Below are 23,692 nucleotides of genomic sequence, written 5' to 3' on the forward strand. Positions count from 1 at the left end.
CTGCGATGCACTCGGGTGATCAAGCCTTTCGCAAGGCGAGCCTCTACGGGCGCGCCGCGGACATGACCTACGGCGGCGCCCTGAGCTATCTCCGACGCAAGTACACGCGGGATCTGACCGGGGTGGACGTGGCCGTTACCGGTATCCCCTTCGACAACGCCACCAGCAACCGCCCCGGTGCGCGCTTTGGCCCGCGCGCGGTGCGCGAGGCCTCCACCCAGCTCGCCGAGTTGCCGGCCTTCCCGTGGGGATTCGATCCGTTCCGGTACCTCGCGGTGAGCGATTACGGTGACTGCTTCCTCGATTTCGGGCATCCCGAAACGGTCGTGGAGGCCGTGCAGGACCATGCCGCCGGGATACTCGCCGGGGGCGCCTCCATGCTCACCTTCGGCGGTGATCACTTTGTTACCTATCCCCTGCTGCGCGCCCACGTGGACGTACACGGGCCGCTGTCGCTCATCCATTTCGACGCCCATCCGGACACCTGGCCGGACGAGCCGGGGCGGCTCGATCACGGCAGCATGTTCACCCGCGCGGTCAAGGAGGGCCTGGTGGACCCGGAGCGCTCAGTGCAGATCGGCATCCGCACCCACAGCCAGCCCCGTGGATTCACGGTGCTGGATGCGCCCTGGGTGCATGCCAACGGCCCGCAGGCGGTGATCGAGACCATCGCCGACGTGGTGGGCGATCACAAGGCCTACCTCACTTTCGACATCGACTGCCTGGACCCCGCCTATGCGCCAGGCACGGGCACGCCGGTGGCCGGCGGTCTCACCAGCGCCCAGGCGCTTGCGATCCTGCGCGGGCTCGGCGATCGCAATCTCGTCGGCATGGACGTGGTGGAGGTGGCACCCGCTTACGACCACGCCGAGATCACCGCCATCGCCGCCGCCACCCTGGGTCACGATTACCTTTGCCTGCTCGCCGACCGCCGGCGTGCGGCGGGTGAGACGCCGAAGGGCTGAGAGCCAATCCTTTCCGTTCATGCGTGTTGGGGGCGGGCGCCTGGGCTCACCCCCCCTTTTCTCCTGCTTCGACCGGGTGTAGCGCTCTTGCGCGAAGACACCAGGATGAACGGGCACTAGTGCCTCAGGGCCAAGCCAGAATGCGTTGTCGCATACGTCGACGACCGCGATACGCGGCGCGCCATTGCATGACAATTACCGCCAGGTAAGTTTTCCGAGGTGTGGGCGTTGGTTTTGAACGGAGGTCGGATACTCCGGCCCTCGCTGTCTCACACTCGCAGCAGAAGGTATTATTGCCCAGGAGCTGATTACCCGGACCCCGACATGTAACCGCTTGCCCGGTTCGCTCTCCGTATCGTGTGTCACTCGTTTGTGAAAAATCCGGATTTCTGAGCGCAAATGATGGCTTCGTGCCGGCGACGGACGCCTATTTTTTTGTAGATGTTTTGAAGGTGGAAATGCACCGTCCTTTTCGATATACCCAGAGAATCGGAGATAGACAGTGCGCTGGTGCTGCAGGCGGCTAACCTGAGAACCTGTTTTTCCCGGGTCGTGAGGTTGGGATACATGTGGCCAAGATGTCGCCCTATATCCAAAAAATGTTTTTGAACACAGGTGGCAATGGCTGGCAAGGTGCATTCGGTAAGATAACGGAGCTCCTCGGTAAACTGCCGGCTCAATGTCTCGAACACCAGAAGAAGCTCGCGGGCCATGTTCTGGTCCGGCCACGCTTCCCGGCAAGCTCCAAGCATTCGCTGGTATTGTCGTGATACGCCATAGGCCGTTGCCGTCTCACAATGTCTGATATCGTCAATGAGCGAGTCGGCCTCGTAAACCGTCTTGAGGTGTTCGAGATCGCCGATTGAAAGGTGCTGCACCGGATCGATATGGAAGTCGCCCCAGCCCTCCGGACGGATACACACGCACGAGAGGTCATCAGGCTGCAGGCTGTCTCCGACGGCCACGTCCCAGCTGTAGATCTTGAACCGTTCGAACTCGACCATCGAATGGATGTGTCCGACGAGTCGGCTCATATCGCCACCGATACCCTCTCGAGCCGCTTCCGCTACGATCTGTTGAGCTGCACGCCATTGCGTTGTGGTTAACATCCATCCATCTCCTTGGAACGCGATGTCTGGGTGTCGTGTACGCCGCCCCGAGGGAAGTCGCCGCGGGGCGGCTTGGGGGCTAGGAAGAGGCGCCTTTCTCACTCATGGCCATTGTGGTCAGGGTGGCTTCGCCACTGCCCTCACCCATGACCGTCGTTGTCAGTTCGCCACCGCCCTCTTCTCCGACGGCAAACGTGGTATAAAATGACGACGCCCAGGCGGCAGTAAATCCGAGACGTCCGCCACTGACTTGCTCGATTTCACGTTCGGACAACTCCTGATCCAATCCGAAAATATGGGACATCGTTTCCTCCTTTTTCGATGTCGTGGTCGTTGCGGGCGAATTGGCCCGATTACCCCGTGGGCTCTGCGTCGACCATGGCCCTGGCCAAATGGTCGGCGACATCGAGCCCGACTTTCCTGGAAAGCCCCACGAACATGGGGCTGGGGTTTGCTTCCAGAAAATAGAGTTTTCCTTTTTCGTCGATCCGCCAATCGATGGCGGTCCAGCGCATGTGTAGCCGGTGACAGATCTGGCGTGACCACTGCGCGATCTGCTCCGGCGTGTTTCGCCAAATGAGTCGGTGGGTGGGATCTGCGCGAAAGTCGAGCGTCGTCGCTTCAATCTCCACCGAAAAGACGCTTTCACCGATTACGAACGTTCGCAGATTGGTGCCTTCCACACACTGTTGCAATGTGACCGGGCTAGATCGGAAAACGCGTGTCAAGCGATCCCTGTCCATGAGTTCGTCCGTAACCTTCCGGGTTCGGGAACCGCCAAACACCGGTTTGTGGATGAGCGGTTTGCACGTGGCAGAAAATGTGGTTGCCGTTTCAGGGTCATTGGTCATCAAGGTTCGGGGCGTAGGAATACCGAGTTGCGCAACGTGGCGGAATTGCACCGGCTTGATTCGGTGCATGGCCCAGGCTTCATAGCCGTTGAACCAGGCGGGCCCTTCCGCGTGTAGCAGCGACTCCAGTAAACTCTGACTGTCCCTCTGGCTGACCCGGTCGACTGCGTTGTCGCCGATCTTGACGGGATCGACGCCTAGATAGCTCCGCCAGTACACGCTGCGGAAATCGGACATTCGGTATCTGCAGCCCGACAACGACAGGCTGATTTCGCCTTGAGGGTCGTAGCTAATGGTTGCCTCCGCCGGGAAGCGCCGGCTGTCAAAAATGACCGGCTGCGCCCGTAAATTTTCCAGCGCATGGGCGACGGCCTGGACGTGCTCACACTGTTGGTCGCCCAGAATCAGAACCCGGGGACGTTGATCGTTATTACGACGCCCGACGTAGTTCATGAAGCTGGCCTCCTTGCAGCGCGACCACGCGGTCGGCCATCTGGATGGTCGTTTCCCGGTGAGCGATGAGGATTCGGGTGATGTTGAGCTGGCGCAGATGGTGGTTCACCTGCTGCTCGGTTTGCGGGTCCAGGTGACTCGTGGCTTCGTCGAGAAAGAGCAGCCGGGGCTGGCGGTAAAGGGCCCGGGCGATCAGCAGCCGTTGTTTCTGGCCGCCGGACAGCGTTGTGCCCATATCGCCAACAAGGCTGTTATATCCCATGGGCATGGCGGCGATGTCGTGGTGAATGCAGGCCAGTTGAGCGCAGCGCTCGATCCAGGCCTGGTCCGCCTGCGGATCGAAGAAGCTGATGTTGTCGGCGATGGCGCCGGACATCAGCTGGTCCTCCTGCATCACCGCCGCTATCTGGCTGCGGTAATGGCGCAGGCCCAGGCGTTCGAGTTCCATCCCGTCCACCGAAACCTGGCCGCTGTTGGGTGGCAGCAATCCCAGCATGATCTTCATGAAGGTGGTCTTGCCGCATCCCGAAGGTCCGACCAGGGCCACCGCTTCACCGGATTCCACGCGAAGGCTGAGATCACGGAAAAGGTCCGGATCGTTGGGGGAGTAGCGGTAGCACACCTGTGACACTTCCAAGTTTCCTGAGAGGGGCGGGCCGTTCTCCGCGGGGCTGGCGTCCAGGGTCTTTTCGGAGGGTGTCTTCGCAATATCCGCGATACGGGTCAGATGCAGCCTGATCATCTTGAATTCCATGGCCTTTTCGATCAGGGCGTTGGCCTTTTCCGTAAACTGGCGCTTGTAGGATACGAAGGCGTAGAGCATGCCCACCGTGAGGGAATTTTCCAGCACCTGGCTGGCTCCCAGATAAATGACGGCAATGTTTTCCAGGCCGAACAGCAAACCATTGACCGTATCGAAACCGATCCGAAACTTCCCCAGCCGGATACCGGTGTTGATCACGTCCGCATAGCGGTTTTGCCAAAGCGTCTGTCGGTCCACCTCCTTGCCGAACAGCTTGATACTCTGAATTCCCCGGACGGTCTCCATGAAGTTGGATTGCTCGGAAGCACCGGCGACGATGGTTTCTTCCGTAAGGTTGCGGAAAGGGCGGAACAGCGCTAACCGGAATGCCAGAAAAGCGGCCACCACCCCGAGTACGATTGTCGCGAGCAAGGGGCTGTAGAGAAAAAGCAACACCACCAAGAGAATGGACATGAGTCCATCCACAATGGCCTCCACGAAACCGGTGGTAAGTAGTTCCTTGACTTGATCGATCGAATTGAACCGGGAAACGGTGTCGCCAATATGCCGGGTTTCGAAGTAACTCAGTGGCAGGCGTATCAAATGACGGAACAGGTTGTTCGCCATCTGGATGTTGAGGGTATTACCGATCACCAGAATCACATACGATCGGAAAGCCCGGGTGGTCACCTCGATCAGCACCAACATCAAAAATCCGAGCGCCAGGACCGCCAGGAGGTTTTCGTCGTGACTGACCAGTGCCTCGTCCACCACGAGTTGCATGTAGAAGGGGCTGCCCAGGGCGAAGACCTGCAACGCGAAGGACAGCACCAGGATCTGGATCAGCGCCCGCTTGAAGCCCGTAATGCGGTCCCAGAAATCCGACAGTCCCATGGACTGGCGTTCGTCCTTCTGCTCGAAGCCGGCTGCCGGCATTAGCTCCAGCACCACGCCGGTAAAGTGCTTGGAAACCGTCTCCCAATCCAGGTCTCGGCGCCCCCGCGCCGGATCGTGGATGCTGATGCCCTGGCGCCCGACGTCCTTCAATACGACGAAATGGTTCATATCCCAGTGCAGCACCGCCGGCGTCTTGACGTCCTTGAGCTGTTCGAGCTCTACCCGCAGTGCCCTGGGAGCCAACTTCATGGCGTCGGCCGTTTCCATCAGGCTCTTCAGGGTGGCGCCCTTGAGGGAGATGGGGTAGTGGCGGCGCAGGGTGACCAAGTCATACCGGTGCCCGTGGAAGCCTGCGACCATCGCCAGGCAGGCCAGCCCGCATTCGGCCATCTCGGTCTGCAGGATCACCGGAAGCCGCCGGCGGCTGGAGAACTGAAGGAGCGAAACGGGAGACTGCATCTAGAGGGCTCCCTCAAGCGCGTACAGGGGTTTCAGAATCCATTGATAGAGCGGGCGTTCGTCCAGCAGGATGTCGGCCTCGAACGTCATTCCGGATTGCAGGGGAAGATTCTGTCCGTAGGCGAGCACATCCTGACGGTTGAGGCTCGCAGTGGCCCGGTATACGGGCTCGCGGACTTCGAGGGGCGCGGACACTTCCCGGGGTGATAGCACCGTTTTGGCGACGCGTTCGATGTGGCTGTCGTAGACGCCGAACCGCTCATAGGGGAAAGCGTCATACCGCATTTCGACGTCCAGACCGGTTTCTACGAAACCAATGGCCCGGGTCGGAACGAGGAGTTCCGCTTGCAGTTGCTCGTCTTTGGGCAGGATCGCCAGCACGGGCCGCCTTGGGCCGATATTCTGTCCCGGGGCGATCTGCAATGACGTAATACGGCCAGAAATGGGCGCTTCGATGGAGTAGGACCGCTCCCCTTTGTATTGCACGGACTGCTGGTCCAGGCGTGCAATCTTGGCCTTGAGCCGGTCGATCTCTTCCGCGGTCTCCGGGCCGAGGGAGGCCAATTCAAACTCCGCGGACTGAAGGCTGGCCCGTTCGGAGATCAGGGACTTATCCAATTGTTGCAGCTTCTGGCGTTCATCCAGGTAACGCTGGTAATGCTCCTGGTAACGGTTCTCGGAAATGAGTTGCTCTTCATGGAGCTCGCGTAGCGATTCATACTGGTCACGCGCTAATGCCAGCCGCTCGTGTTGAAGTTCTTTCTGACTCTCCAATTGGGCGATTTCTGCCTTACTATTGGCAATGCGGCTCTCTAGATGATCTTTGCGCCGCGCTTTGCGGGTATATTGGCGCTCGATGCGCTGTTGCAGCAACGTCTCTTGTTGCTCGAGCAAATCGATCAGCAGAGCATTGACGGCATCGCCATTGCCCAGCGAACGATCCGTCTCCACGTCAACGAGCACATCCCCTTGCTCGACGGCGTCCCCGGACTGCACGTGCAGTCTGGAAACGGTGCCGGCCTGGGCCGGATGAACCTGTACCAGACCCGCTTCCGGCACCAAATAGCCTTGTACGGTTTCCTTGCGGGTGTAGGTGCCCAGGACCAGGTAGGCCACCAATGCAACGAGCGTCAAAACTATAGCTATCGTTACCATAGCCATTGACAGTGGCTGGGTGAGAATCACATCACCCCAGAGCCGCTCCCGCTGGTGGTTGAGGGCTTCTTCACGAAACAAGGGCTGGTTCATCTCTTCCCCACCCAGCGGTTGAAGGCTTTCATCCGGTCTTCGTCGAGCGATCCGCCCAGGCGGTGTAGGCGGGCCAGGGCGAGGATCAGGTCAAAGCGGGCGTCGTTGAGTGTTTCTATCGCCGCAAAGTGCTCCCGGCGGGCGCGGACCACATCCACGAGGTCGCGGACCCCTGCCCGATAGCCCTTTTCCGCCGTGGTAACCGCCAACTCCTGTGCGGACACCGCTTCCTCAGCCGCGGTTATGGCCCGTTGTTGAATCCGTACGGCGTGGAACTGTGTCTTTATGCCGTTGAATACGTCCTGGCGTACCTGCCGGTGCCTGCCTTTGGCCTGGCCATAACGGTGCGATGCCTCACGCCGGTCGGCGACGAGGCGACCACCCGAGTACAGTGGCATTTCCAGTTGCACGCCGATGGTGGCTGTATTGGTTGCGAGTTGGTCACCGCCGCGTATGCCGGCATCGGCGGCGCTGGCCGCATCGTGCTGATAGCTCAGGTCGAGGGAGAGCCGCGGATAGCGCGCGGATTGTGCGGCCGAGGCTTCTTCTCGTGCCGCTTGGCGTGCTCGACGAACCTTTCGTAACCTGGGGTTGGTCGCTTGTGCGCGATTGAGCCATTGTGACAAAGGGAAGCTGTCATCCAACGACGGGAGGGCGGAAGGAAGCAAGGCTTGGATACGTGGCAAGGGCTTGCCAGCCATTGATTCCAACTTCCGCAGGCGCTGGTCGACCCGCTCTTCTGACCGGATAAGCGAAACCTCGACCCGCTTGGTCTCTGCCTTGATTTCCTGGACTTCCAGGAGGGAGGCGGTGCCGGCGTCCAGCTCCCTTTCAATCCGTTCCCGCTGGCGCCTGGCGGCCTTCAGCTCAGCTTCCCGCGTCAGGCGCTGGCTTTGGGCGCGCAGGGCCTCGAAATAGGCCTCGACCACGCGTAGCCGGAAGCGCTGCAGCGTCTGCCGGAACCGCGCTTCCGCGCTTCTGGCCTCAGCCTTTCCGGCCCGGTATGCGTACCAGCTTTCCAGATTGAACAGCGGTTGTGACAGCGTCGCCTGGTAGATCTCGCGAGGAAAGTGCTCGTCCGAGGCGGGAACGACACCTGTAACCCCCTCCGAACGCTGTTCCAGCCGGGCATACTCGGCGGAAACCGTTAGGGAAGGCAGCAACCTAGAGCGTGACCGGGCAAGTACCTGCCTTTCCGCCCGAAGCCGTTCACGGGCGGCCTGCAGTTCCGGGGCGTGCTCCAGGGCAAGCTGGTAGACAGTCAACAAGTCCGGTGTGTTAGCTGCTTTCGCCATGCTGGTGCCGCTGCACAGGAGAGCAAGCGTGCCCAGCACGACGGTCATGGTGTTCCTTTCCATAACCTTCGTCGTCCGTGACAGTCGCAATATCTAGCCAGTGAAAGCCTCGTGCTTGTCGGGCGACGGACTGTAGGTTTGCGGATAGGCGATATTCAATAGGGGATAAAGAAGGGTTGAGAGTGTTGTGATTGATGTCACAGTAATGCATCTCATTCGCAAAACCTGTCACACGTGACAGTTGTCCACGCTTGGAAGTCTGATCTACGGTCATCGCGCTGCTGTTCGACCGGTCGCAGGAGCAACAGTCTTTGGATGTTGAACGATTTGGACCAAGGAGAAACCAGCATGCGTGAATTGGACATGCAGGAAGTGGAGCGAGTTAGTGGCGGTGTGGATTGGGGAGCCGTTGGAGCGGGTCTTGGATCCGTGGGGCTTGGTGTCGCGATCGCTGGAACGCCTGTCGGTTGGGTGGGCGCGACCGGCGCGACGCTATTCTCATTCGGAGGAGGCTACGCAATTGGGCATGGATTATGGATTGATGAACGAGGTTGATGAATCAATCTTTTTAAGCGCCCCTTTTTGAAGGGGCGCTTACGTTCAGTAGTTGGTTGATCGGGATGAAAATGTATCTCTTGCTGGTTTTGGTTGCCACGTTGGTGTTTGTGGGCGTCTTTTGGTTTTTTGGGTGGGTGGAGTCGCAGGGGGAGCATAAGAGTAATATGTTCTTTTTCTTTGTTTGTATCTCAATAATTATGGGGGTTTTTGCCGCTATTTATAGCTCTACGTCTGGATAACGGGTCTCGTGAGTACGTCTCTTTGTTTTTTCTGACCTGTAGCCCTGCGTTGTCCGGAAGATTTTGCGGTCATTTTAAATGACCTTGGTTCAGTGCGATTATCGCCAGAGGGACGCTTTGAAATAGGCTTGCTAGAGTTTAAAAATCAAGTGCAACGTCTTTTTGATGAATCGATTGAGCTCTTGGACCATTGCCTCCTCAGACGCGTGCCAGCCGAATGTTTTGCGCAGTCGCTGATTGAGCAATCGGGCGATGTCGTTGAGCTGCGCCTGGCTGACCTCGGTGAGATCCATGTGTAGCTTTCCCTGTCAATCACCGGTTTTTGGAGCCCTCGGGCTGTCGGGACAGACACGCGATGGGTGGCATATCGCGCAGCTATTCGTTGGTACGCCGCTCGTTGGCGATTCGGGTGCGGCGGTAGGTGGGTTGCTCCAGCGACAGCGCCAGGATTCGTCCTGCGACCTGCGACCTGCGAGGCGACGCGATGCCGGAGTGAGTTGCACGGTCCGCGCTTCTCCTCGGGCAGCGCGACCTCACCGCCGATCTGGAAGGCGAGGCGCACCTCGTAAAGTTGTCGTGGTGATAGCCCATCATCTTGCAGGCCCGGGAAACGTTGACGAGCTCCTCGGGGAGTCGCAGCGGCGAGCGCTTGTGCTTGTAGCCGCTTAGTGCGAGCGGTCATCGGGTGTTCTCCCGGTCAGACTGGCTTGGTTTGGCGACTACCATTCCAACCGGAGACCCCGGCGCCCGCCCCGCGGCCTATCAGCGGGGCGGAGCTGCCGAAACTATACTCAATTACCCTAGTAGTAAGGGGTCCCGCTACGGATTTTTTAAACTCGCAGCAACAGGTATTCCCGCTCCCAGGAGCTGATCACCCGGGCGTAGGCGAGGTGCTCGGTGCGCTTGACCGAGAGGTAGGTGCGGGTGAAGTGATCGCCGAGGAGCTCGGCGATTTCCTCGCAACGCTCAAGCGCGTCCAGGGCGCGGCCCAGGTCCGCCGGCAGGTGGTGGCCGACGCGGTAGGCGGAGTCGCGCAGCGGCGGGCGCGGCTCGAGTTGCTGGACCATGCCCAGGTAGCCGCAGGCGAGGGAGGTCGCCATCAACAGGTAGGGGTTCACGTCCGCGCCGGCGAGGCGGTTCTCCACCCGAGTGCCCGCGGGGTCGGAATGGGGTACCCGCAGGCCCACGGTGCGGTTGTCGTAGCCCCATTCGGTGTTGATCGGCGCGGAGGTGTTGGTGATGTTGGGCAGCAGCCGCCGGTAGCTGTTCACGTTGGGGGCGAACAGCGCGAGCGCGTGGGGCAGGTAGCACTGCAGGCCGCCGATGAAGTGGCGGAATAGCGCGCTCGGCTGGCCGTCGCTGCCGGCGAAGACGTTCTCGCCGGTGCGCACATCACGGATGCTCTGGTGCAGGTGCATGGCACTGCCCGGCTCGTTTTCCATGGGCTTGGCCATGAATGTGGCGTACATGCCGTGGGCCAGGGCCACCTCGCGCAGGGAGCGCTTGAAGTAGAAGACCTGATCGGCGAGATCCAGCGCGTCCCCGTGCTGGAAGTTGATCTCCATCTGCCCGGAACCCTCTTCGTGGATGAGGGTATCGATGTCGAGCTCCTGGACCTCGCAGTAGTCGTACATCTGCTCGAACAGCGGGTCGAACTCGTTGACCGCGTCGATGCTGTAGGCCTGATGGCCGATCTCGCGCCGGCCGGAGCGGCCCACCGGGGGCTCCAGGGGGTAGTCCGGGTCGGTATTGGTCTGGACCAGGTAGAATTCCATCTCCGGGGCCACCACCGGGCGCCAGCCGCGTGCCGCGTAGAGATCCAGCACGCGTTTCAACACGTAGCGCGGGCAGCACTCCACCGGATCGCCGTTCAGGTAGTAGCAGTCGTGGATGAGCTGCGCGGTGGGCTCGTGGGCCCAGGGCACCAGGCGGCACGTCGCCGGGTCGGCGACCAGCTCCATGTCCATCTCGATGGGGTTCCAGACCCGGTCCTCGTCGTCGGGATAGTCGCCCGTGGCGGTCTGGATGAAGATGGAGTCCGGCAGCCGGGGGCGGCCGCCCTTGAGGTACTTGAGCGCGGGCAGGATCTTGCCCTTGGGCGTGCCCGTGATGTCGGGCAGCAGGCACTCGACCTCGGTAATCCCGTTGCGGTTGAACCAGTCGGTTAGCGAGTCATCGCTCGTCGCGGCACACATAAATCACCTGGGACCCTGCTTGGTCCATTGTGGTGGTTGGCGATCGGGCGCCCGCGGACCAGCGGGCGCCCCTTCGATCAGCGGGACTGGACTTCCGTCCAGAGCTGTTGACTGAACTTGAGATCGTCACCCTTGAGGCTCGGGGTGAACGCGAGTGTGTCCATCTGCTCCGGCGTCGGCGTGACCGGCGGCTTCTGGAGGATCGGATCGAGCTTCTCCACCGCCGCTTCGTTGGGGCTGGAGTAGTAGGTGTAGTTGGAGAGCTTCGCGCCCATTTCCGCGCTCAGCATGAAGTTGATGAATGCATGCGCGAGCTCCGGGTGTGGGGCTTCCTTGGGAATGACCATGTTGTCCACCCACAGCTCGGTACCTTCCTCGGGCAGCATGAACCCGATGTTCTCGTAGGCTTCCGGATCCTCGCTCTTGTAGAAGATGTAGTCGCCGTTGTAGGTCATGCCGGCATGGACCGATCCACGGGCGATCTGCTGGAGGACGGGCGTACCCTGGATGAAGCCGGAGAAGTTGTCCCGGCGCTTGGTATCCAGCACGAGTTTGGCGGCGCTTTTGAGCTCGTCGCGGCCGGTGCAGTCGTAGCCGTGGCCCAGGTAGGCGCAGGCGGCGCCGAAGACCACCTGGCCGTCGGTCTGTAGCGCGAACGGCTGCTCGCCGTTGAACTCGGGGTCGAAGAGCACCGACCAGCTCTTCGGGGCCTCGCCCAGCGTCTCCTTGTTGTAGACGATGCCCGTGGTGCCCCATTGGTACGCCACGGTGTATTCGTTGCCCGGATCGTAGCTCGGGTCGCGGAACTTGGGCATGAGGTTGTCGATGTTGGGTATCTGCTCGTGGTCGAGCGGCTGCAGCAGACCGGTCTCGATCAGCCGCGGAATGAAGTAGTTGGACGGCACCACGACGTCGTACTGACTACTGCCGCCGGCGCGCAGCTTGGCGAACATCTCGCCGTTGGAATTGAAGTAGTTCTCGACGACTTCGACACCGTGCTCCTTCTCGAATGCCTCGATGATCGCCGGGTCCATGTACTGCGACCAGTTGAACAGGTACAGCGTGTCCGCCTCTTGTGCGTGCGCTGCGCCGGCGGCGGCCAGACCGGCGACCGCGGCGGCGATCAGGGCTGTGCGTTTCGAATGTGACATGGCTGCTCTCTCCTCGTGGGTCGTCGTTCTGAAAGAGTCGTTTTCGCGGCTCATCCGCGCACCGGCCGCGCCCGCTGGATGGCGAAGCTGATCACGGCGGCGGTGAATACCGCGGCGATCATGAGCGTGGCGATGGCGTTGACTTCGGGGGTGATGCCTTTCTTGATCGCGCTCCAGACGTAGATCGGCAGCGTGGTGCTCTCCGGCCCGGCAGTGAAGAAGCTGATCACGAAGTCGTCGATGGACAGGGTGAACGCCAGGAAGAACGCCGAGATGATGGCCGGGCGCAGCACCGGCACGATGAAGTAGCGTGCGCGCTGGATGGGGTTGGCGTAGAGGTCGTTGCAGGCCTCGAAGAGCTGCGGATCGAGCCCCACCAGGCGGGAGTAGACCAGTAGCGCCACGAACGGCACCTGGAAGGTGACGTGGGCGATGATCATCGTTCCCAGTCCCGGCTCGAGGATGCCGAAGGCCTGGTGCAGGGAGACGAAGAAGGTCATCTCCGAGATGCCGTAGACGATGTCCGGCATCACGATGGGCAGATAGATGAACCAGATCAGCCAGTTGAGCCGGAGGTGGCGGTACTTGTACATGCCGTAGCCAACGAGCGTGCCGAGCACCGTCGCCAGCGTCGATGAGGCGACTGCCAGTACCAGACTGTTCTGGAACGCCGCGATGATCACGTCGTTGCTGAATAGCCGCTGGTACCATTTCAGCGAGAATTCGGTGAGCCGCGCCGCCGAGTTGGCCTCGTTGAAGGAGAACAGCACCACTACCGCGAGCGGGGCATAGAGGAAGGCGAGCGTCAGGTACCAGAACACCCCGAGCCCGCGCTGGAATCCCGTGCGTTTCACAGTACCACCTCCTGGTCGCCGCCGAGTCGGCGCCCGACGCGACGCAATACCTGCAGTCCGGCCAGGGTGGCGGCGATCATGATCATCGCGCCCGCGGCGCCGAGGGGCCAGTTGGCGGCCTCGGAGAACTGGCGGGCGACGAGGTTGCCGAGCATCATGGCCTTGCCGCCGCCGAGTAGCTCGGGGATGACGTACATGCCGAAGGCGGGAATCGAGACCAGTACGGTACCGGCCATCAGGCCCGGCAGCGTCTGCGGCAGCACCGCGTGAATGAATGCGCGCACCGGGTTGGCGAAGAGATCCCGTGCCGCTTCCACCTGAGCCATGTCGAGCTTCTCGAATGCCGCGTACAGCGGCAGCACCATGAACGGCAGGAAGTTGTAGACCAGCCCCACCACCACGGCGAACTGCGACGGGAAGAGCCCCATCTGCGGGTCGGCGAAACCCACGGCGGCGGCCAGGTTGGACACGGGCGTATTGGGCGCGAGGATGTTCATCCAGCCCACCGCGCGGATCACCTGGTTGGTCCAAGACGGCACCACCACGGCCAGCAGCATCAGGGGGCGTACGTGTGCCGGGCGGGTGGTGATGTAATAGGCCACCGGATAGGCGATGGCGATCACCAGCGAAGTGGCGAGCGTGGTCTGCCAGACCGAGCGCAGCAGGGTGTAGAGATTCCCCGGGCTCCATCCGAGGAAGCCGAAGCCGGCGAGCTCGTGGAACGCCTGGGTGGTCAGGGGCATCTGCGGCAGGCCGTAGGCGCCGTTGGTCATGAAGGCGATGCCCATGAGGTAAGCGCTGGGCAGCACCAGGAAAACCACGATCCAGACGATGCCGGGGGCGATGGTGGCGAGCAGGTGCCAGGTGTCGCGGCCCAGGCGTGGTGCGGCGGCCGGTTGTGGAGTGGCGGCGATCTGCATGGCAGCGACCCTCAGTCGTCGAGCGTTACCACGCCCTCGGGCGCGATCTCGAGCGTGACGGGCTCCCCCACGTCGAACAGCGCCTGACCGCGGTTGTTGCAGGTGGCGGTGATCTGCGTTTCGCCGCAGGCGAGGCGGTACTCGGCGACACTGCCCCGGTAGAGACGCTCGTCGACACGGGCGGCGAGACGATTGGGCCCCGGTTCGTGGCCGGCAATGAGCTCCAGGGTTTCCGGGCGGATGAGCGCGTGGCCGCCGTCGCCGAAGTTGCCCTGGAGGGTGCCGAGATCGGTGGTGAGAGAGCCCTCGCCCCGGTCGCGCACCGCGAAGAGGTTGGTGTGGCCCATGAAGCGGGCCACGAACAGGTTCTCCGGGTGCTCGTAAACCGTTTGCGGCGGCCCCACCTGCTGAATGCGGCCCCCGTTCAACACGGCGATGCGGTCGCTCATCACCATGGCCTCCTGCTGGTCATGGGTGACGAATACGAAGGTCATGCCCAGGCGCTTCTGGGTGCGCAGCAGCTCCACCTGCAGCTCGCTGCGCAGACCCGCATCCAGCGCCGACAGCGGCTCGTCGAGCAACAGCACGTCCGGCTCGTTGATGAGCGCCCGGGCGAGGGCTATGCGCTGGCGCTGACCGCCGGAGAGCTGGTCGATGCGCCGGTCGAGCAGCTCGCCGATCTTGATGAATGCTGCGGTCTCCTCGACCTTGCGCTGCGCCTGTTTCTTGTCCACACCGCGCATGCGCAGGCCGAAGGCGATGTTCTCGCGCACGTTGAGGTGGGGAAACAGCGCGTAGGACTGGAAGACGGTGTTGACGCTGCGCTTGTGAGGCGGGATGGCGGTGACCGGCTTCTCGCCGATTTTCAGCTCCCCCGCGTTGGGGCGTTCCAGCCCGGCGAGGATACGTAGCAGCGTGGTCTTGCCGCAGCCCGATGGGCCGAGCAATGTGAAGAACTCGCCGGCCTCGACGTCCAGGTCCACGGCGTCGAGGGCGATCACTTCCGGGCCGAAAGCCTTGGTCAGCCCACGCAGGGTGATGGACGAGGCGGAACGGGCTCCGGCGCCGGTTGCCGCGGGTGCCGCGGCGCGCTCGTGCGCGTCCGCCGCACCCGATCGGGCGCCGGTGAAGGTGGCTTCCGCAGTCATGGGCATTCTCTCCTCCTCGCGTGTGCGAAGTCTCGTTATGGTCAGATCAGGTCGCGCATGCGGTAGAAATTGGTGGCGAGCACCAACAGCGGTGTGCGCAGGCGCTCTCCGCCCGGAAAGCGTTGATGGCGCAGGCGGCTGAGCAGGTCGAAGCGTTCCGCCTGGCCGCCGATGGCCTCGGCGAGCAGCCGCCCGGCGAGGCCGGCCAGCGCCATGCCCTGGCCGGAGTAACCCTGGGCGAAGTAGACGTTGCTGCCCACGCGCCCGAAGTGCGGGGCGCGGTTCAGGGTGATGCCCACGCGCCCGCCCCAGCGGTGGGTGACGTGGATGCCTTCGAGCACCGGGAACACCCGCGCGAGCTTTGCTTCCATGCGCTCGCGCAGCCGCCGTGGCTCGCGGCCGTTGTAGCTCACCTGGCCGCCGTAGAGCAGGCGGCGGTCGGCGGAGAGGCGGTAGTAGTCGAGCACGAAGTTGGCGTCGGAGACGGCGTCGTCGTAAGGCAGAGTGTTCGCCACCTGGTGCTCGGTGAGCGGCTCGGTGGCGATGATGTAGTTGCTCACCGGCATGATGCGCCCGCGTAGCGCCGGTTCCAGGTCACCACCGAGGTAGGCGTTGCCGGCGAGCACCACGAAATCGGCATCCACGCGCCCCTCGGCGGTGGTCACGCGGGCGGGCGAACCACGTTCCAGCCCAGTCACGGCGCTGCCCTCGTGAATCTCCGCGCCGGCGCGTTGGGCGGCAGCGGCGACGCCCAGAGTGTAGTTCAGTGGGTGGAGATGACCGGCCTCGGGTTCGTGCAGGCCGCCGATGTAGGCGTTGCTTCGGACCCGCTCGTGGAGCGCTTCCCGGTCGAGCCAGTGCAGGCCATGGTAGCCGTAGACCTCGGCCATCTCGCGCTGCCAGGCTTGGAACTCACGCAGGTGGCGGGGCTTAAGGGCGGCGTGGACCGCGCCCCACTTGAGATCGCAGGGAATGTCGTGGCGCTCGACGAGCTCCGCGGTGAGCCGCACCGCTTCGCGTGACATTTCCCACGCCTGCTGCGCGCCGGCGGTGCCCACGGCATTGGCGATGACCTTCAGGTCCGTGCCGAATCCCGGCATGATCTGCCCGCCGCTGCGCCCGGAAGCGCCCCAGCCGATACGCTGGGCCTCCAGCAGCTTCACGCGGTAGCCGCGCTCGGCGAGATGCAGCGCTGCCGCGCTACCGGTGACGCCACCGCCGACGACACAGACATCGGCACGGTGCGTACCGTGCAGTGGTTCAGTATTGCTGAGCGACACGCGCTGGGTGTCGCGATAGTACGAATCGACGTAAGCAGCCATGTAATCCGTCCGAGAGTTTGTCTCGTGGAACTTTGTATTTAGCTACCGACCGGCCACTTGACGACTCGCTTTGTGATCACATTTACCCGTCCACTTGGATGCTGTCAATCCTCCGCGGGCAATCTCCGATGAGCCGGCGGACGTGCGTAGAGAGCGTCGAGGAACGTCTCCAGCACCAGGTGTGGCCGTCGGCCGCGGCGCGTGATGGTGCTGTAGTCCACCTGGTAGTGCCAGGCGTCCGGGCGCAGCGCGCGTAGCCGCCCCTCGTCGACCCATCGCGCGGCGAAGTGCTCGGGCAGGAAGCCGATGTATCGCCCGGTGAGCACCAGGAAGGCGATACCTTCCCGGTCCGTTGCGGTTGCCGTGCCCTGTAGCGGCTCGTGGCAGCGCTGGCCGTCCGGGGGGAGCGCGAAGGAGGGCACCACCGCGTCGGCTGCCGCGAGCTCGGCATCGGAGATCCCGGCGTCGTCGCGCTGGAACAGGGGATGCGCCTCGCCACAGTAGAGCTGTACCGTCTCGCCGTAGAGCGGACGGTAGTCGAGACCGGCCAGCGGGCCGATGGTCGGCACCACGCCCACGTGGAGGTGGCCGTCCATGACCCCCACCTCCACCTCGCTCGGTGGGATCATGTGGATGTTGATGCGTACCTCCGGTCCGGCCTCCTTGAGCGCGGCGAGGGCGTGGGTGATGCGCATGTGGGGAAGGCTCACCAGGTTGTCGGTGATGCCGATGTTGAGCTCGCCGCGCAGGTGGCGATGCAGGGCGTTGACTTCGGTGCGGAAGGTCTCCATCGCCGCGAGGAGCTGCAGCCCTGCGCGATAGACCTCGCGGCCCTCCTCGGTGAGGGCGAAGCCCGAGCGCCCGCGCTGGCAGAGCTTGAGCCCGGTGCGCGCTTCGAGATCCCCCATGTGGATGCTGATGGCCGAGCGGCTGATGCCGAGCACCGCCTCCGCCGCGGTAAAACCGCCGCTGTCCACCACCGCCTTGAACACGCGGATCAGGCGCAGGTCGAAATCACTGATCTGGCCGAGCTGGGCGCCCTGACGTCTACTCATATGCACACCGGAAATTGTGATACCAAATTCGTTTACCAATTCTTAACGTAATCGCCAACTCGTGCCACTCCTCCCCCGACCGTTCACGTTAACCGGGACTAACGTGAAGGTGCGCAGTCCGGGATTTAACCGGCGCATTGCCCGCAGTAGCGTGCTTATAACGCCCCGTATCGCCGAGAGGAGGAGGAGTCATGAGTAATACCGCACGCCTGCATCCGGCCGTGAGCGATCTCGATGCCCGCGCCGACGCGCTCACCGCGGAACAGCTCGATGCCTACTGGATGCCGTTCACCGGCAACCGCCAGTTCAAGGACAGCCCGCGGCTGATTACCGGCGCGCGGGGCTGTCACTACACCGCCAAGGGGGGCCGGCGGGTGTTCGACAGCCTCTCCGGCCTGTGGTGCTCGAGCTTCGGTCACGGCCGTGAGGCCATCGCCGAGGCCATTGGCCGTACCGCTGCCGAGCTCGACTACGCACCCCCGTTTCAGTTCGGCCACCCCCTCGCCTTCGAGCTCGCCGCGCGTGTGCGCGATCTCACGCCGGTGGGGCTCGATCACGTGTTCTTCACCAACTCCGGTTCCGAGGCGGTGGATACCGCGCTCAAGGTCGCCCGCGCGTACTGGCACCGCCGGGGTGCCCCGGAGAAGACGCGATTGATTGGCCGTGTGAAGGGTTACCACGGCGTGAACTTCGGCGGCGTCAGCGTGGGCGGTATCGAGCCCAACCGAACCGGTTACGGCGATCTGCTCGCCACGGACCATCTGCCCCATACCCTGCTGGAGGAGAATCGCTTCAGTCGCGGTGTGCCCGAGCACGGTGCGGAGCTCGCCGACGCCCTGGAGGAGAAGATCCTCGCCCATGGCGCGGACAATGTCGCCGCGGTGATCGTCGAGCCCATGAGCGGGTCCGCGGGCGTGATCGTGCCGCCCAAGGGGTATCTCGAGCGCCTGCGCGCCATTTGCGATCGTCACGATATCCTGCTGATCTTCGACGAGGTGCTCACCGGTTTCGGCCGCATCGGGGCGTCCTTCGGCGCCGAGCGTTTCGGCGTCCGCCCGGACATCATGACGCTCGCCAAGAACCTCACCAACGGTGCCATGCCCATGGGGGCGACCGTGGTGAGTGATGCCATTTACCAGGCATTCATGGAAACCGGCGGCCCCGAGTACCAGATCGAGTTCTTCCACGGCTACACCTATTCCGCGCATCCGATTGCCTGCGCAGCAGGCCTGGCCGCTCTCGACATCTACGAGAAGGAGCGCATGGTCCAGCGCGCGGCGGAGCTGGCGCCGTACTTCGAGGAGCAGGTCCACAACCTGCGCGGACTGCGCCATATCACCGACATTCGCAACCTGGGCCTCGCCGCCGCCATCGAGATCGAGACCGTCGACAACGAGCCCATGCGCCGCCCGTGGGGCATCTCCATGGCGGCCTGGGAACGGGGCGTGTACCTGCGTTTCGGCGGCAACACCCTCCAGCTCGGCCCGCCGTTCATTACCGAGCGCGCGCAGATCGACGAGCTGTGCAATGTGCTCGCGGACGTCATCCCGGCGGTGAAGTGACGCGGAACGCGGTTGCCGGTGAGGATTCCGCGAGCTGCGGAGGGTGTTCGGGTGTCACGATGGAAGGCAAGGGGGCGCGATGGGCCGGGAGACGCTGTGAATACCTCAGCTTCGGCGGCTGGAAGCGCTCGCGCTTAGGCGTGCTTCACGCCCACGGCCCGGAGGCGGAGCGCTTCTATACCCGGATGGAGACCGTTAGCCAGCGCTGGCCCAAGGGCGCGCGCGAGGCGGGCAACCAGTTCGTGATGCCCACCATGGTGTAGGCGAGCCCAAAGCTGAAAGCTGAAAGTTGAAAGTTGCGGGTGGCGGCTGCCGTGCATCGCTTTGAGGCGGTGCACGGCGCCGCCACTTGCATCTTGCCACTCGCTGTTGCCTAGCGCTCAGCATCCGCGGTGACGATGTCGCCCTTGGTGGAGCCGATGATCTCCACCAGCTCGCGGGTTTCGCGTTCCGGCACGTCGTGTTCGGCGAGCACGTCCCGGAAGATTGCCACCATCCGGTCCCACTCGCGCTCGGTGATGTTCAGGTGAGCGTGGGAGGCCGCCATGGAACGGCCACGATACTCGCAGGGACCGCCGGTGACCTCGCACACCATCGAGGTTACCCGGTACTTGAGATAGGGAGCCGGGACCCGCTCCCGGGCGGCAGCGATGGCCGGATTCCGGTTGAGCAGCTCATCCGGGAGCATGGCCTCGATGAAGTCGTCCACAACTACCGAGATGGGCCCGAGCCCGCCCAGGCGATCGTAGAGAGACCGCTCGTCGTCGTTGCCCTGGCCGAATGCCAGCGCGGGGAGCGTGAGGCAAAGAGCGAGAAACGTCGCGGTTGCCTGGCGGCGTAGGTGGGTCGCAGCCATTTTCGTCTCCTCCTTCGGGGCATCACCCCGTGTCATCGAATGTAACGAGCCGGTGCCTGTTCGGTCTGCGCGGATCGCGAGCGGGTCTCGTCTCACCCGGGGTCGGTCAGCCGGTTTGGCGTCTTCCGGCGCAGGCGGCCGTCGTGAAGCACCGCTGCGGCGAGCAGCAGGAAGCCGGCGAGCTCCACCTCCAGCCGGTAGTCCACGAGCAGCGCGTAGAGAATCAGCCCGCCGCCGGCGAGCGCGCCAACACCGGGCAGCATTCCGCGGTGCATGCGGTAACCGGGGAGAACGGCGAGCACGGTGAGCACCGTGAAGAGCGTGATGGCGCCGCTCCAGACGGCGTCGTCGAGCACCAACCGCGCACCCACCAGCGGCAGCAGCAGGGTCAGTGCCAGCACGCCGTAACAGCTCAGCACGGCCAGCCCCATGGCGGCGGCGCCGATCGCGCCGCGCAGCCACAGCCGTGCGAGCGAGCGCCCGGAGAAAACCCGCAGTGCGCTCACGGCCGTGCCCCCCCGGTGCCGCGCTATGCCCGGGGCCGCTTCGCCGTGATGCTCCACGAGCTCGAGGGCATGACCACGCCCTCCTGCCCGTAGTAAGGAGCCAGGGCCTCGCGCATCGCGTGCTCGATCTTCCCACGCTGACGCTCGGCCTCCTCGCCCGCCTCACGGAAGACTTCCCCGGCGGGCCCGATGGCCAGCTGAAAGCGCACGGCATTCTCCAGCGAGGCGCCCACGGTGACGGGGCCGTCGATTCGCTCGAAGTGAACGCTGTCGAAACCGGCGATTTCCAGCTGCTTGGAGACCATCTCGGGATTGGCCATGGAGAACGGTCCGGGGCCGCAGGTGCGGGCGTCGTCGCCGGGCGGCTCCAGAAAATCGAGTACCACCTGCTTGGGCAGGCCCAGCCAGGGGTTGTCGTCGATGGTCCGCCAGACGATGAAGATCAGCTCGCCGCCGGGGCGCAACCCGCGGCGAATGTTGCGCATGGCGGCCACGGGGTTCTCGAAGAACATCATCCCGAAACGCGAGAAACACAGGTTGAAAACCGGCTCGAAGGGGTAACGTTCCACGTCCGCGGCCTCGAAGCGGACGTTGCGCACGCCGGCGGCTTCGGCGTCGCTTCGCCCCGCCTCCAGGAACTGCTCGACGCAATCCAGCCCCAGGACGAACCCGTCCGGCCCGGTTTTGCGGGCGAGCTGGATGGCAGTGTCGCCCCAGCCGCAGCCCACGTCGACGATCTGCGCGCCCGGCTGGACGCGGAGCGTTTCCAGCGGTATGCGGCTGTGGTAGCTCAGGCCATTCTGGAGAATCTCGCGAAAGCGGTTGAACTTCTCGGCGAGCGTGTCGTTCCAGAACGCCACGTAGGGGGTTTGTTCGGTGGTGGCTTCGACGGTCTGGTTCATGGTTCTCTCCTCCCGGCTTTGTATGTCCCGCCCGGTGCCGTATCGGGCGGTCGCCGCCAAGGACGCAGCGCAGGCGCGGATTGTTCCCGGGCCGGAGGCGGGAACCGTTCGGGCGCCGCATGCGTCCCTGGTCACGGGCGCTGTGCCAGCGCTGCGGCGTTGGCGATGGACTTCCGGGCCGGCAGCGCGCATGGTGCAAGGAGGCCTCGCCGCGGGCAGCCGGATCACGCCGTAAGGCGTCGCGGAGGGAGCTCCATGCCAGGAGCGAACGCTGACAAGCCACGATGCACCGAGCAGCGGCGCCGGTTGTTCCAGCGGGAAGTCGAGCGTCTGACCGACCGGCTGTACGGCACCGCGCTGCGGCTTACCCGTCATCCCGACGATGCCGAGGACGTGGTCGCGGAGGCCGTTGGCCGGGCCTGGAGCCGGCTGGACGAGCTACGCGATCCGCAGCAGCTCGAAGGGTGGCTGTTCCGGATACTGAACAACACGTTCATCAGCCTCTGGCGCCGCAGACGTTGCCGCCAGGATCGGGAAACCGAGCTGGATACCCAGGCTCAGGAGGCCGTCGAAGCGGGGCAGTTCTCGCTGTTCCAGCAGTTGCACCAGCCGTTTCTGCTGTGGTGGGGTACTCCGGAAGACCGGGTTGTCAATGGCTTGCTGCGCGAGGACATCCAGCGCGCGCTGGATGCTCTCCCCGACGCATTCCGGGTGATCATGGTGATGGTGGAGGTGGAGGGCTTTACGTACCGGGAAGTCAGCGAAACACTGGATATCCCGCTGGGTACCGTGCGTTCCCGCCTCAGCCGCGCCCGTTCGCTGCTCCAGGCCTCGCTGTGGGAACAGGCCCGGGAAGCGGGCTTGGTTCATGGCGCCCGGCAGTCGCCCGCCGGCGCGCATGGAGGTGATCGATGAGCGTGCACGACATCGATTGCGAGGCGGTCATCGAGCAGCTGTTCGACTTTCTCGACCGGGAGCTGGACGAGGAGCTCAGCGCCCGCATTGACCATCACCTGCAGCGTTGCCGGGACTGCTTCTCGCGTGCGGAGTTCGAACGCCGGCTGCGGGCCCGGGTTGGCGAGGCCGCGGAGCAGGAGGCACCGGAGAGGCTGCGGCGGCGTCTTCGTGCGCTGATGGACACGTTCTGAGGCAGGCTGCCGCGCGGGGAGGGAAGCCGCCATGGTCGCCATACTCGGTTACTCCCGCGAGCAAATCCTCGCCGCCGTCCAGGACATGTACACGGCGGTCGCCAGGCGCCCGGATGTTCCTTTTCACTTCCCGGTGGGACGTTCCGCCGCGAGTGTGCTGGGCTACTCGTCGGAGCAGCTGGACTCGTTGCCGCCGTCGTTGCTGGAGTCGTTCGCCGGCGTCGGCTATCCCTTTCGTGCCGGTGCGGTGAGGCCCGGAGACACCTGTGTGGACATCGGCGCCGGCGCCGGCGTCGACACCCTGATCGCAGCGCAGCAGGCTGGCCCGTCCGGCCAGGTCATCGCCGTGGACGTGACGCCGGCCATGTCACGAAAGCTCCAGCGCACCGCCAGCGAGGCCGGCATCGACAACGTCGCTGCGGTCGAGGCTTCCGCGGAATCCCTGCCGCTGGTCGATGCCTGCGTGGACAGCATTACCAGCAACGGCGCATTCAACCTGATTCCGGACAAGCGCCGTGCGGTGACGGAAGCGTTTCGCGTGCTGCGCCCCGGAGGGCGGTTGCAGATCGCTGACGTGGTCATCGGCAGGCCGGTGACCGTCGACTGCCATTCCGATCCGCGATTGTGGGTGGAATGCGTGGTAGGGGCGACTATCGAGGAGCGGTTCCTGGCCTTGTTCCGTGACGCCGGCTTCGAGGACATCCGGGTTCTGCGCCGATTCGACTATTTTGCCCACAGTCCCAGCCGGCAGACGCGCGAGATCGCCGCCTCCTTCGATGCCCGCGCCGTGGAGGTGGTCATGCGCCGCGGCAAGCGCAAGCCGACGTGGCTGTGGCAGTGGCTGCGCCGGCTTGATCCGCGGCGAATGGCCGTCTCGCTGTGGCGGCGCGGGTTGGCCGGCGTAGCCGTTCTCGGCCTCGCGGTGCTGTCCTGCTACGGGGTCGTCGCCACCATGGGACTGTTGGCGCTGCTGGGGATCAGCATGGCCCTCAACGAGATCATCTGGGCGGGCACGATCGCCGTGTTCACCGTATTGGCCACATTGTGTATTGCCGCCGGCGCCAGACGGCATCGCTCGCTCGGGCCGCTCGCCCTGGCGGTCGCCGGGGCCGCCGGCGTGCTCTACACCCAGGTCGTCAGCTACCAGGTGCTGGTGGAACTCGCCGGATTCCTGTTGCTCGGCGGCGCGGTTGCCTGGGACGTATGGCTGCGCCGTCGCTGGCAGGCGCGCGTGCTCGGGCTCGAGTAGGGTCTCGG

Annotated in this window: 23 protein-coding genes; 6 read left to right on the forward strand and 17 right to left on the reverse strand. The window is 63.8% G+C overall.

The window, feature by feature from the left end:
* Positions 1-5 precede the first annotated feature (5 nt).
* On the forward strand, positions 6-965 hold the full coding sequence (speB, locus tag ACPEES_RS07660) for an agmatinase (protein WP_435102715.1): 960 nt from the start codon (positions 6-8) through the stop codon (positions 963-965).
* 362 nt (positions 966-1,327) lie between these two features.
* Here speB and ACPEES_RS07665 read toward each other — a convergent pair whose 3' ends face one another.
* From ACPEES_RS07665 to ACPEES_RS07730, 14 genes are all read right to left on the reverse strand, one after another.
* Positions 1,328-2,074: a LuxR C-terminal-related transcriptional regulator gene (locus ACPEES_RS07665; RefSeq protein ID WP_435102717.1), complete on the reverse strand. Its 747-nt coding sequence runs from the start codon at positions 2,072-2,074 to the stop codon at positions 1,328-1,330.
* Between the two features lie 79 nt (positions 2,075-2,153).
* Positions 2,154-2,378, reverse strand: coding sequence for a hypothetical protein (locus ACPEES_RS07670; RefSeq protein ID WP_435102719.1), 225 nt, complete (start codon positions 2,376-2,378; stop codon positions 2,154-2,156).
* A gap of 49 nt (positions 2,379-2,427) precedes the next feature.
* Entirely contained in the window at positions 2,428-3,378 is a 951-nt protein-coding gene (locus tag ACPEES_RS07675) for an ATP-grasp domain-containing protein (RefSeq protein WP_435102721.1), read from the reverse strand.
* Positions 3,356-5,476: a peptidase domain-containing ABC transporter gene (locus ACPEES_RS07680; protein ID WP_435102723.1), complete on the reverse strand. Its 2,121-nt coding sequence runs from the start codon at positions 5,474-5,476 to the stop codon at positions 3,356-3,358. The genes ACPEES_RS07675 and ACPEES_RS07680 overlap by 23 nt, the downstream gene beginning before the upstream one ends.
* Positions 5,477-6,724 carry an HlyD family secretion protein gene (locus ACPEES_RS07685; RefSeq protein ID WP_435102725.1) on the reverse strand — a complete coding sequence of 416 codons (1,248 nt, stop codon included), beginning with the start codon at positions 6,722-6,724 and terminating at the stop codon, positions 5,477-5,479. It abuts the gene before it with no gap.
* Entirely contained in the window at positions 6,721-8,067 is a 1,347-nt protein-coding gene (locus tag ACPEES_RS07690) for a TolC family outer membrane protein (RefSeq protein ID WP_435102727.1), read from the reverse strand. The genes ACPEES_RS07685 and ACPEES_RS07690 overlap by 4 nt, the downstream gene beginning before the upstream one ends.
* Before the next feature lie 880 nt (positions 8,068-8,947).
* On the reverse strand, positions 8,948-9,109 hold the full coding sequence (locus tag ACPEES_RS07695; protein WP_435102729.1) for a hypothetical protein: 162 nt from the start codon (positions 9,107-9,109) through the stop codon (positions 8,948-8,950).
* A gap of 537 nt (positions 9,110-9,646) precedes the next feature.
* Complete coding sequence (locus ACPEES_RS07700; protein ID WP_435102731.1) at positions 9,647-11,011, reverse strand: glutamine synthetase family protein; 1,365 nt, start codon at positions 11,009-11,011, stop codon at positions 9,647-9,649.
* A 77-nt stretch (positions 11,012-11,088) separates the two neighbouring features.
* A complete protein-coding gene (locus ACPEES_RS07705; protein ID WP_435102733.1) occupies positions 11,089-12,162 on the reverse strand; it encodes an ABC transporter substrate-binding protein in 1,074 nt (357 codons plus the stop codon).
* Positions 12,163-12,212: 50 nt separating this feature from the next.
* Entirely contained in the window at positions 12,213-13,016 is an 804-nt protein-coding gene (locus ACPEES_RS07710) for an ABC transporter permease (RefSeq protein WP_435102735.1), read from the reverse strand.
* Positions 13,013-13,936, reverse strand: coding sequence for an ABC transporter permease (locus ACPEES_RS07715; protein WP_435102737.1), 924 nt, complete (start codon positions 13,934-13,936; stop codon positions 13,013-13,015). The genes ACPEES_RS07710 and ACPEES_RS07715 overlap by 4 nt, the downstream gene beginning before the upstream one ends.
* Before the next feature lie 11 nt (positions 13,937-13,947).
* Entirely contained in the window at positions 13,948-15,084 is a 1,137-nt protein-coding gene (locus ACPEES_RS07720; RefSeq protein ID WP_435102739.1) for an ABC transporter ATP-binding protein, read from the reverse strand.
* Between the two features lie 41 nt (positions 15,085-15,125).
* Positions 15,126-16,406: an NAD(P)/FAD-dependent oxidoreductase gene (locus ACPEES_RS07725; RefSeq protein ID WP_435102741.1), complete on the reverse strand. Its 1,281-nt coding sequence runs from the start codon at positions 16,404-16,406 to the stop codon at positions 15,126-15,128.
* Between the two features lie 104 nt (positions 16,407-16,510).
* Positions 16,511-17,461 (reverse strand): LysR family transcriptional regulator, encoded by a 951-nt coding sequence (locus ACPEES_RS07730; protein ID WP_435102743.1) that lies wholly within the window; start codon positions 17,459-17,461, stop codon positions 16,511-16,513.
* A gap of 191 nt (positions 17,462-17,652) precedes the next feature.
* Between ACPEES_RS07730 and ACPEES_RS07735 the strand changes: the two genes are divergently transcribed.
* Both ACPEES_RS07735 and ACPEES_RS07740 read left to right on the forward strand, forming a co-directional pair.
* The gene (locus tag ACPEES_RS07735; RefSeq protein WP_435102745.1) at positions 17,653-19,023 is read left to right on the forward strand and encodes an aspartate aminotransferase family protein; all 1,371 of its coding nucleotides are present in this window, start codon (positions 17,653-17,655) and stop codon (positions 19,021-19,023) included.
* A gap of 59 nt (positions 19,024-19,082) precedes the next feature.
* The gene (locus tag ACPEES_RS07740; RefSeq protein ID WP_435102747.1) at positions 19,083-19,286 is read left to right on the forward strand and encodes a hypothetical protein; all 204 of its coding nucleotides are present in this window, start codon (positions 19,083-19,085) and stop codon (positions 19,284-19,286) included.
* A gap of 110 nt (positions 19,287-19,396) precedes the next feature.
* On the opposite strand, the gene ACPEES_RS07745 is transcribed toward ACPEES_RS07740, so the two are convergent.
* The 3 genes from ACPEES_RS07745 to ACPEES_RS07755 all read right to left on the reverse strand — a co-directional run bounded on the left by ACPEES_RS07745 (position 19,397) and on the right by ACPEES_RS07755 (position 21,287).
* Positions 19,397-19,879, reverse strand: coding sequence for a group I truncated hemoglobin (locus ACPEES_RS07745; protein WP_435102749.1), 483 nt, complete (start codon positions 19,877-19,879; stop codon positions 19,397-19,399).
* A 92-nt stretch (positions 19,880-19,971) separates the two neighbouring features.
* The gene (locus ACPEES_RS07750) at positions 19,972-20,385 is read right to left on the reverse strand and encodes a MerC family mercury resistance protein (RefSeq protein ID WP_435102751.1); all 414 of its coding nucleotides are present in this window, start codon (positions 20,383-20,385) and stop codon (positions 19,972-19,974) included.
* Positions 20,386-20,408: 23 nt separating this feature from the next.
* Positions 20,409-21,287, reverse strand: a complete 879-nt coding sequence (locus tag ACPEES_RS07755; RefSeq protein WP_435102753.1) for a class I SAM-dependent methyltransferase — start codon at positions 21,285-21,287, stop codon at positions 20,409-20,411.
* 255 nt (positions 21,288-21,542) lie between these two features.
* On the opposite strand from ACPEES_RS07755, the gene ACPEES_RS07760 reads away from it, so the two are divergent.
* From ACPEES_RS07760 to ACPEES_RS07770, 3 genes are read left to right on the forward strand one after another with little or no spacing between them, the layout of a single operon-like run.
* Positions 21,543-22,202, forward strand: coding sequence for an RNA polymerase sigma factor (locus tag ACPEES_RS07760; RefSeq protein WP_435102755.1), 660 nt, complete (start codon positions 21,543-21,545; stop codon positions 22,200-22,202).
* A complete protein-coding gene (locus tag ACPEES_RS07765) occupies positions 22,199-22,435 on the forward strand; it encodes an anti-sigma factor family protein (protein ID WP_435102757.1) in 237 nt (78 codons plus the stop codon). The genes ACPEES_RS07760 and ACPEES_RS07765 overlap by 4 nt, the downstream gene beginning before the upstream one ends.
* 31 nt (positions 22,436-22,466) lie before the next feature.
* Positions 22,467-23,684, forward strand: a complete 1,218-nt coding sequence (locus tag ACPEES_RS07770; RefSeq protein WP_435102759.1) for a MerC family mercury resistance protein — start codon at positions 22,467-22,469, stop codon at positions 23,682-23,684.
* Positions 23,685-23,692: the final 8 nt, after the last annotated feature.

This window comes from Arhodomonas sp. AD133 (assembly GCF_051195215.1).
Taxonomy (GTDB): Bacteria; Pseudomonadota; Gammaproteobacteria; order Nitrococcales; family Nitrococcaceae; genus Arhodomonas.

Excerpts from the sequence above, each read along its gene's own strand:
- ACPEES_RS07680 (WP_435102723.1), bottom strand. The coding sequence starts at position 5,476 with ATGCAGTCTCCCGTTTCGCTCCTTCAGTTCTCCAGCCGCCGGCGGCTT.
- ACPEES_RS07695 (WP_435102729.1), bottom strand. The coding sequence starts at position 9,109 with ATGGATCTCACCGAGGTCAGCCAGGCGCAGCTCAACGACATCGCCCGA.
- ACPEES_RS07770 (WP_435102759.1), top strand. The coding sequence starts at position 22,467 with ATGGTCGCCATACTCGGTTACTCCCGCGAGCAAATCCTCGCCGCCGTC.
- ACPEES_RS07760 (WP_435102755.1), top strand. The coding sequence starts at position 21,543 with ATGCCAGGAGCGAACGCTGACAAGCCACGATGCACCGAGCAGCGGCGC.
- ACPEES_RS07765 (WP_435102757.1), top strand. The coding sequence starts at position 22,199 with ATGAGCGTGCACGACATCGATTGCGAGGCGGTCATCGAGCAGCTGTTC.
- ACPEES_RS07745 (WP_435102749.1), bottom strand. The coding sequence starts at position 19,879 with ATGGCTGCGACCCACCTACGCCGCCAGGCAACCGCGACGTTTCTCGCT.
- ACPEES_RS07755 (WP_435102753.1), bottom strand. The coding sequence starts at position 21,287 with ATGAACCAGACCGTCGAAGCCACCACCGAACAAACCCCCTACGTGGCG.
- ACPEES_RS07735 (WP_435102745.1), top strand. The coding sequence starts at position 17,653 with ATGAGTAATACCGCACGCCTGCATCCGGCCGTGAGCGATCTCGATGCC.
- ACPEES_RS07670 (WP_435102719.1), bottom strand. The coding sequence starts at position 2,378 with ATGTCCCATATTTTCGGATTGGATCAGGAGTTGTCCGAACGTGAAATC.
- ACPEES_RS07715 (WP_435102737.1), bottom strand. The coding sequence starts at position 13,936 with ATGCAGATCGCCGCCACTCCACAACCGGCCGCCGCACCACGCCTGGGC.
- ACPEES_RS07725 (WP_435102741.1), bottom strand. The coding sequence starts at position 16,406 with ATGGCTGCTTACGTCGATTCGTACTATCGCGACACCCAGCGCGTGTCG.
- ACPEES_RS07730 (WP_435102743.1), bottom strand. The coding sequence starts at position 17,461 with ATGAGTAGACGTCAGGGCGCCCAGCTCGGCCAGATCAGTGATTTCGAC.
- ACPEES_RS07700 (WP_435102731.1), bottom strand. The coding sequence starts at position 11,011 with ATGTGTGCCGCGACGAGCGATGACTCGCTAACCGACTGGTTCAACCGC.
- ACPEES_RS07705 (WP_435102733.1), bottom strand. The coding sequence starts at position 12,162 with ATGTCACATTCGAAACGCACAGCCCTGATCGCCGCCGCGGTCGCCGGT.
- ACPEES_RS07665 (WP_435102717.1), bottom strand. The coding sequence starts at position 2,074 with ATGTTAACCACAACGCAATGGCGTGCAGCTCAACAGATCGTAGCGGAA.
- ACPEES_RS07740 (WP_435102747.1), top strand. The coding sequence starts at position 19,083 with ATGGAAGGCAAGGGGGCGCGATGGGCCGGGAGACGCTGTGAATACCTC.
- ACPEES_RS07720 (WP_435102739.1), bottom strand. The coding sequence starts at position 15,084 with ATGACTGCGGAAGCCACCTTCACCGGCGCCCGATCGGGTGCGGCGGAC.
- ACPEES_RS07685 (WP_435102725.1), bottom strand. The coding sequence starts at position 6,724 with ATGAACCAGCCCTTGTTTCGTGAAGAAGCCCTCAACCACCAGCGGGAG.
- ACPEES_RS07675 (WP_435102721.1), bottom strand. The coding sequence starts at position 3,378 with ATGAACTACGTCGGGCGTCGTAATAACGATCAACGTCCCCGGGTTCTG.
- speB (WP_435102715.1), top strand. The coding sequence starts at position 6 with ATGCACTCGGGTGATCAAGCCTTTCGCAAGGCGAGCCTCTACGGGCGC.
- ACPEES_RS07690 (WP_435102727.1), bottom strand. The coding sequence starts at position 8,067 with ATGACCGTCGTGCTGGGCACGCTTGCTCTCCTGTGCAGCGGCACCAGC.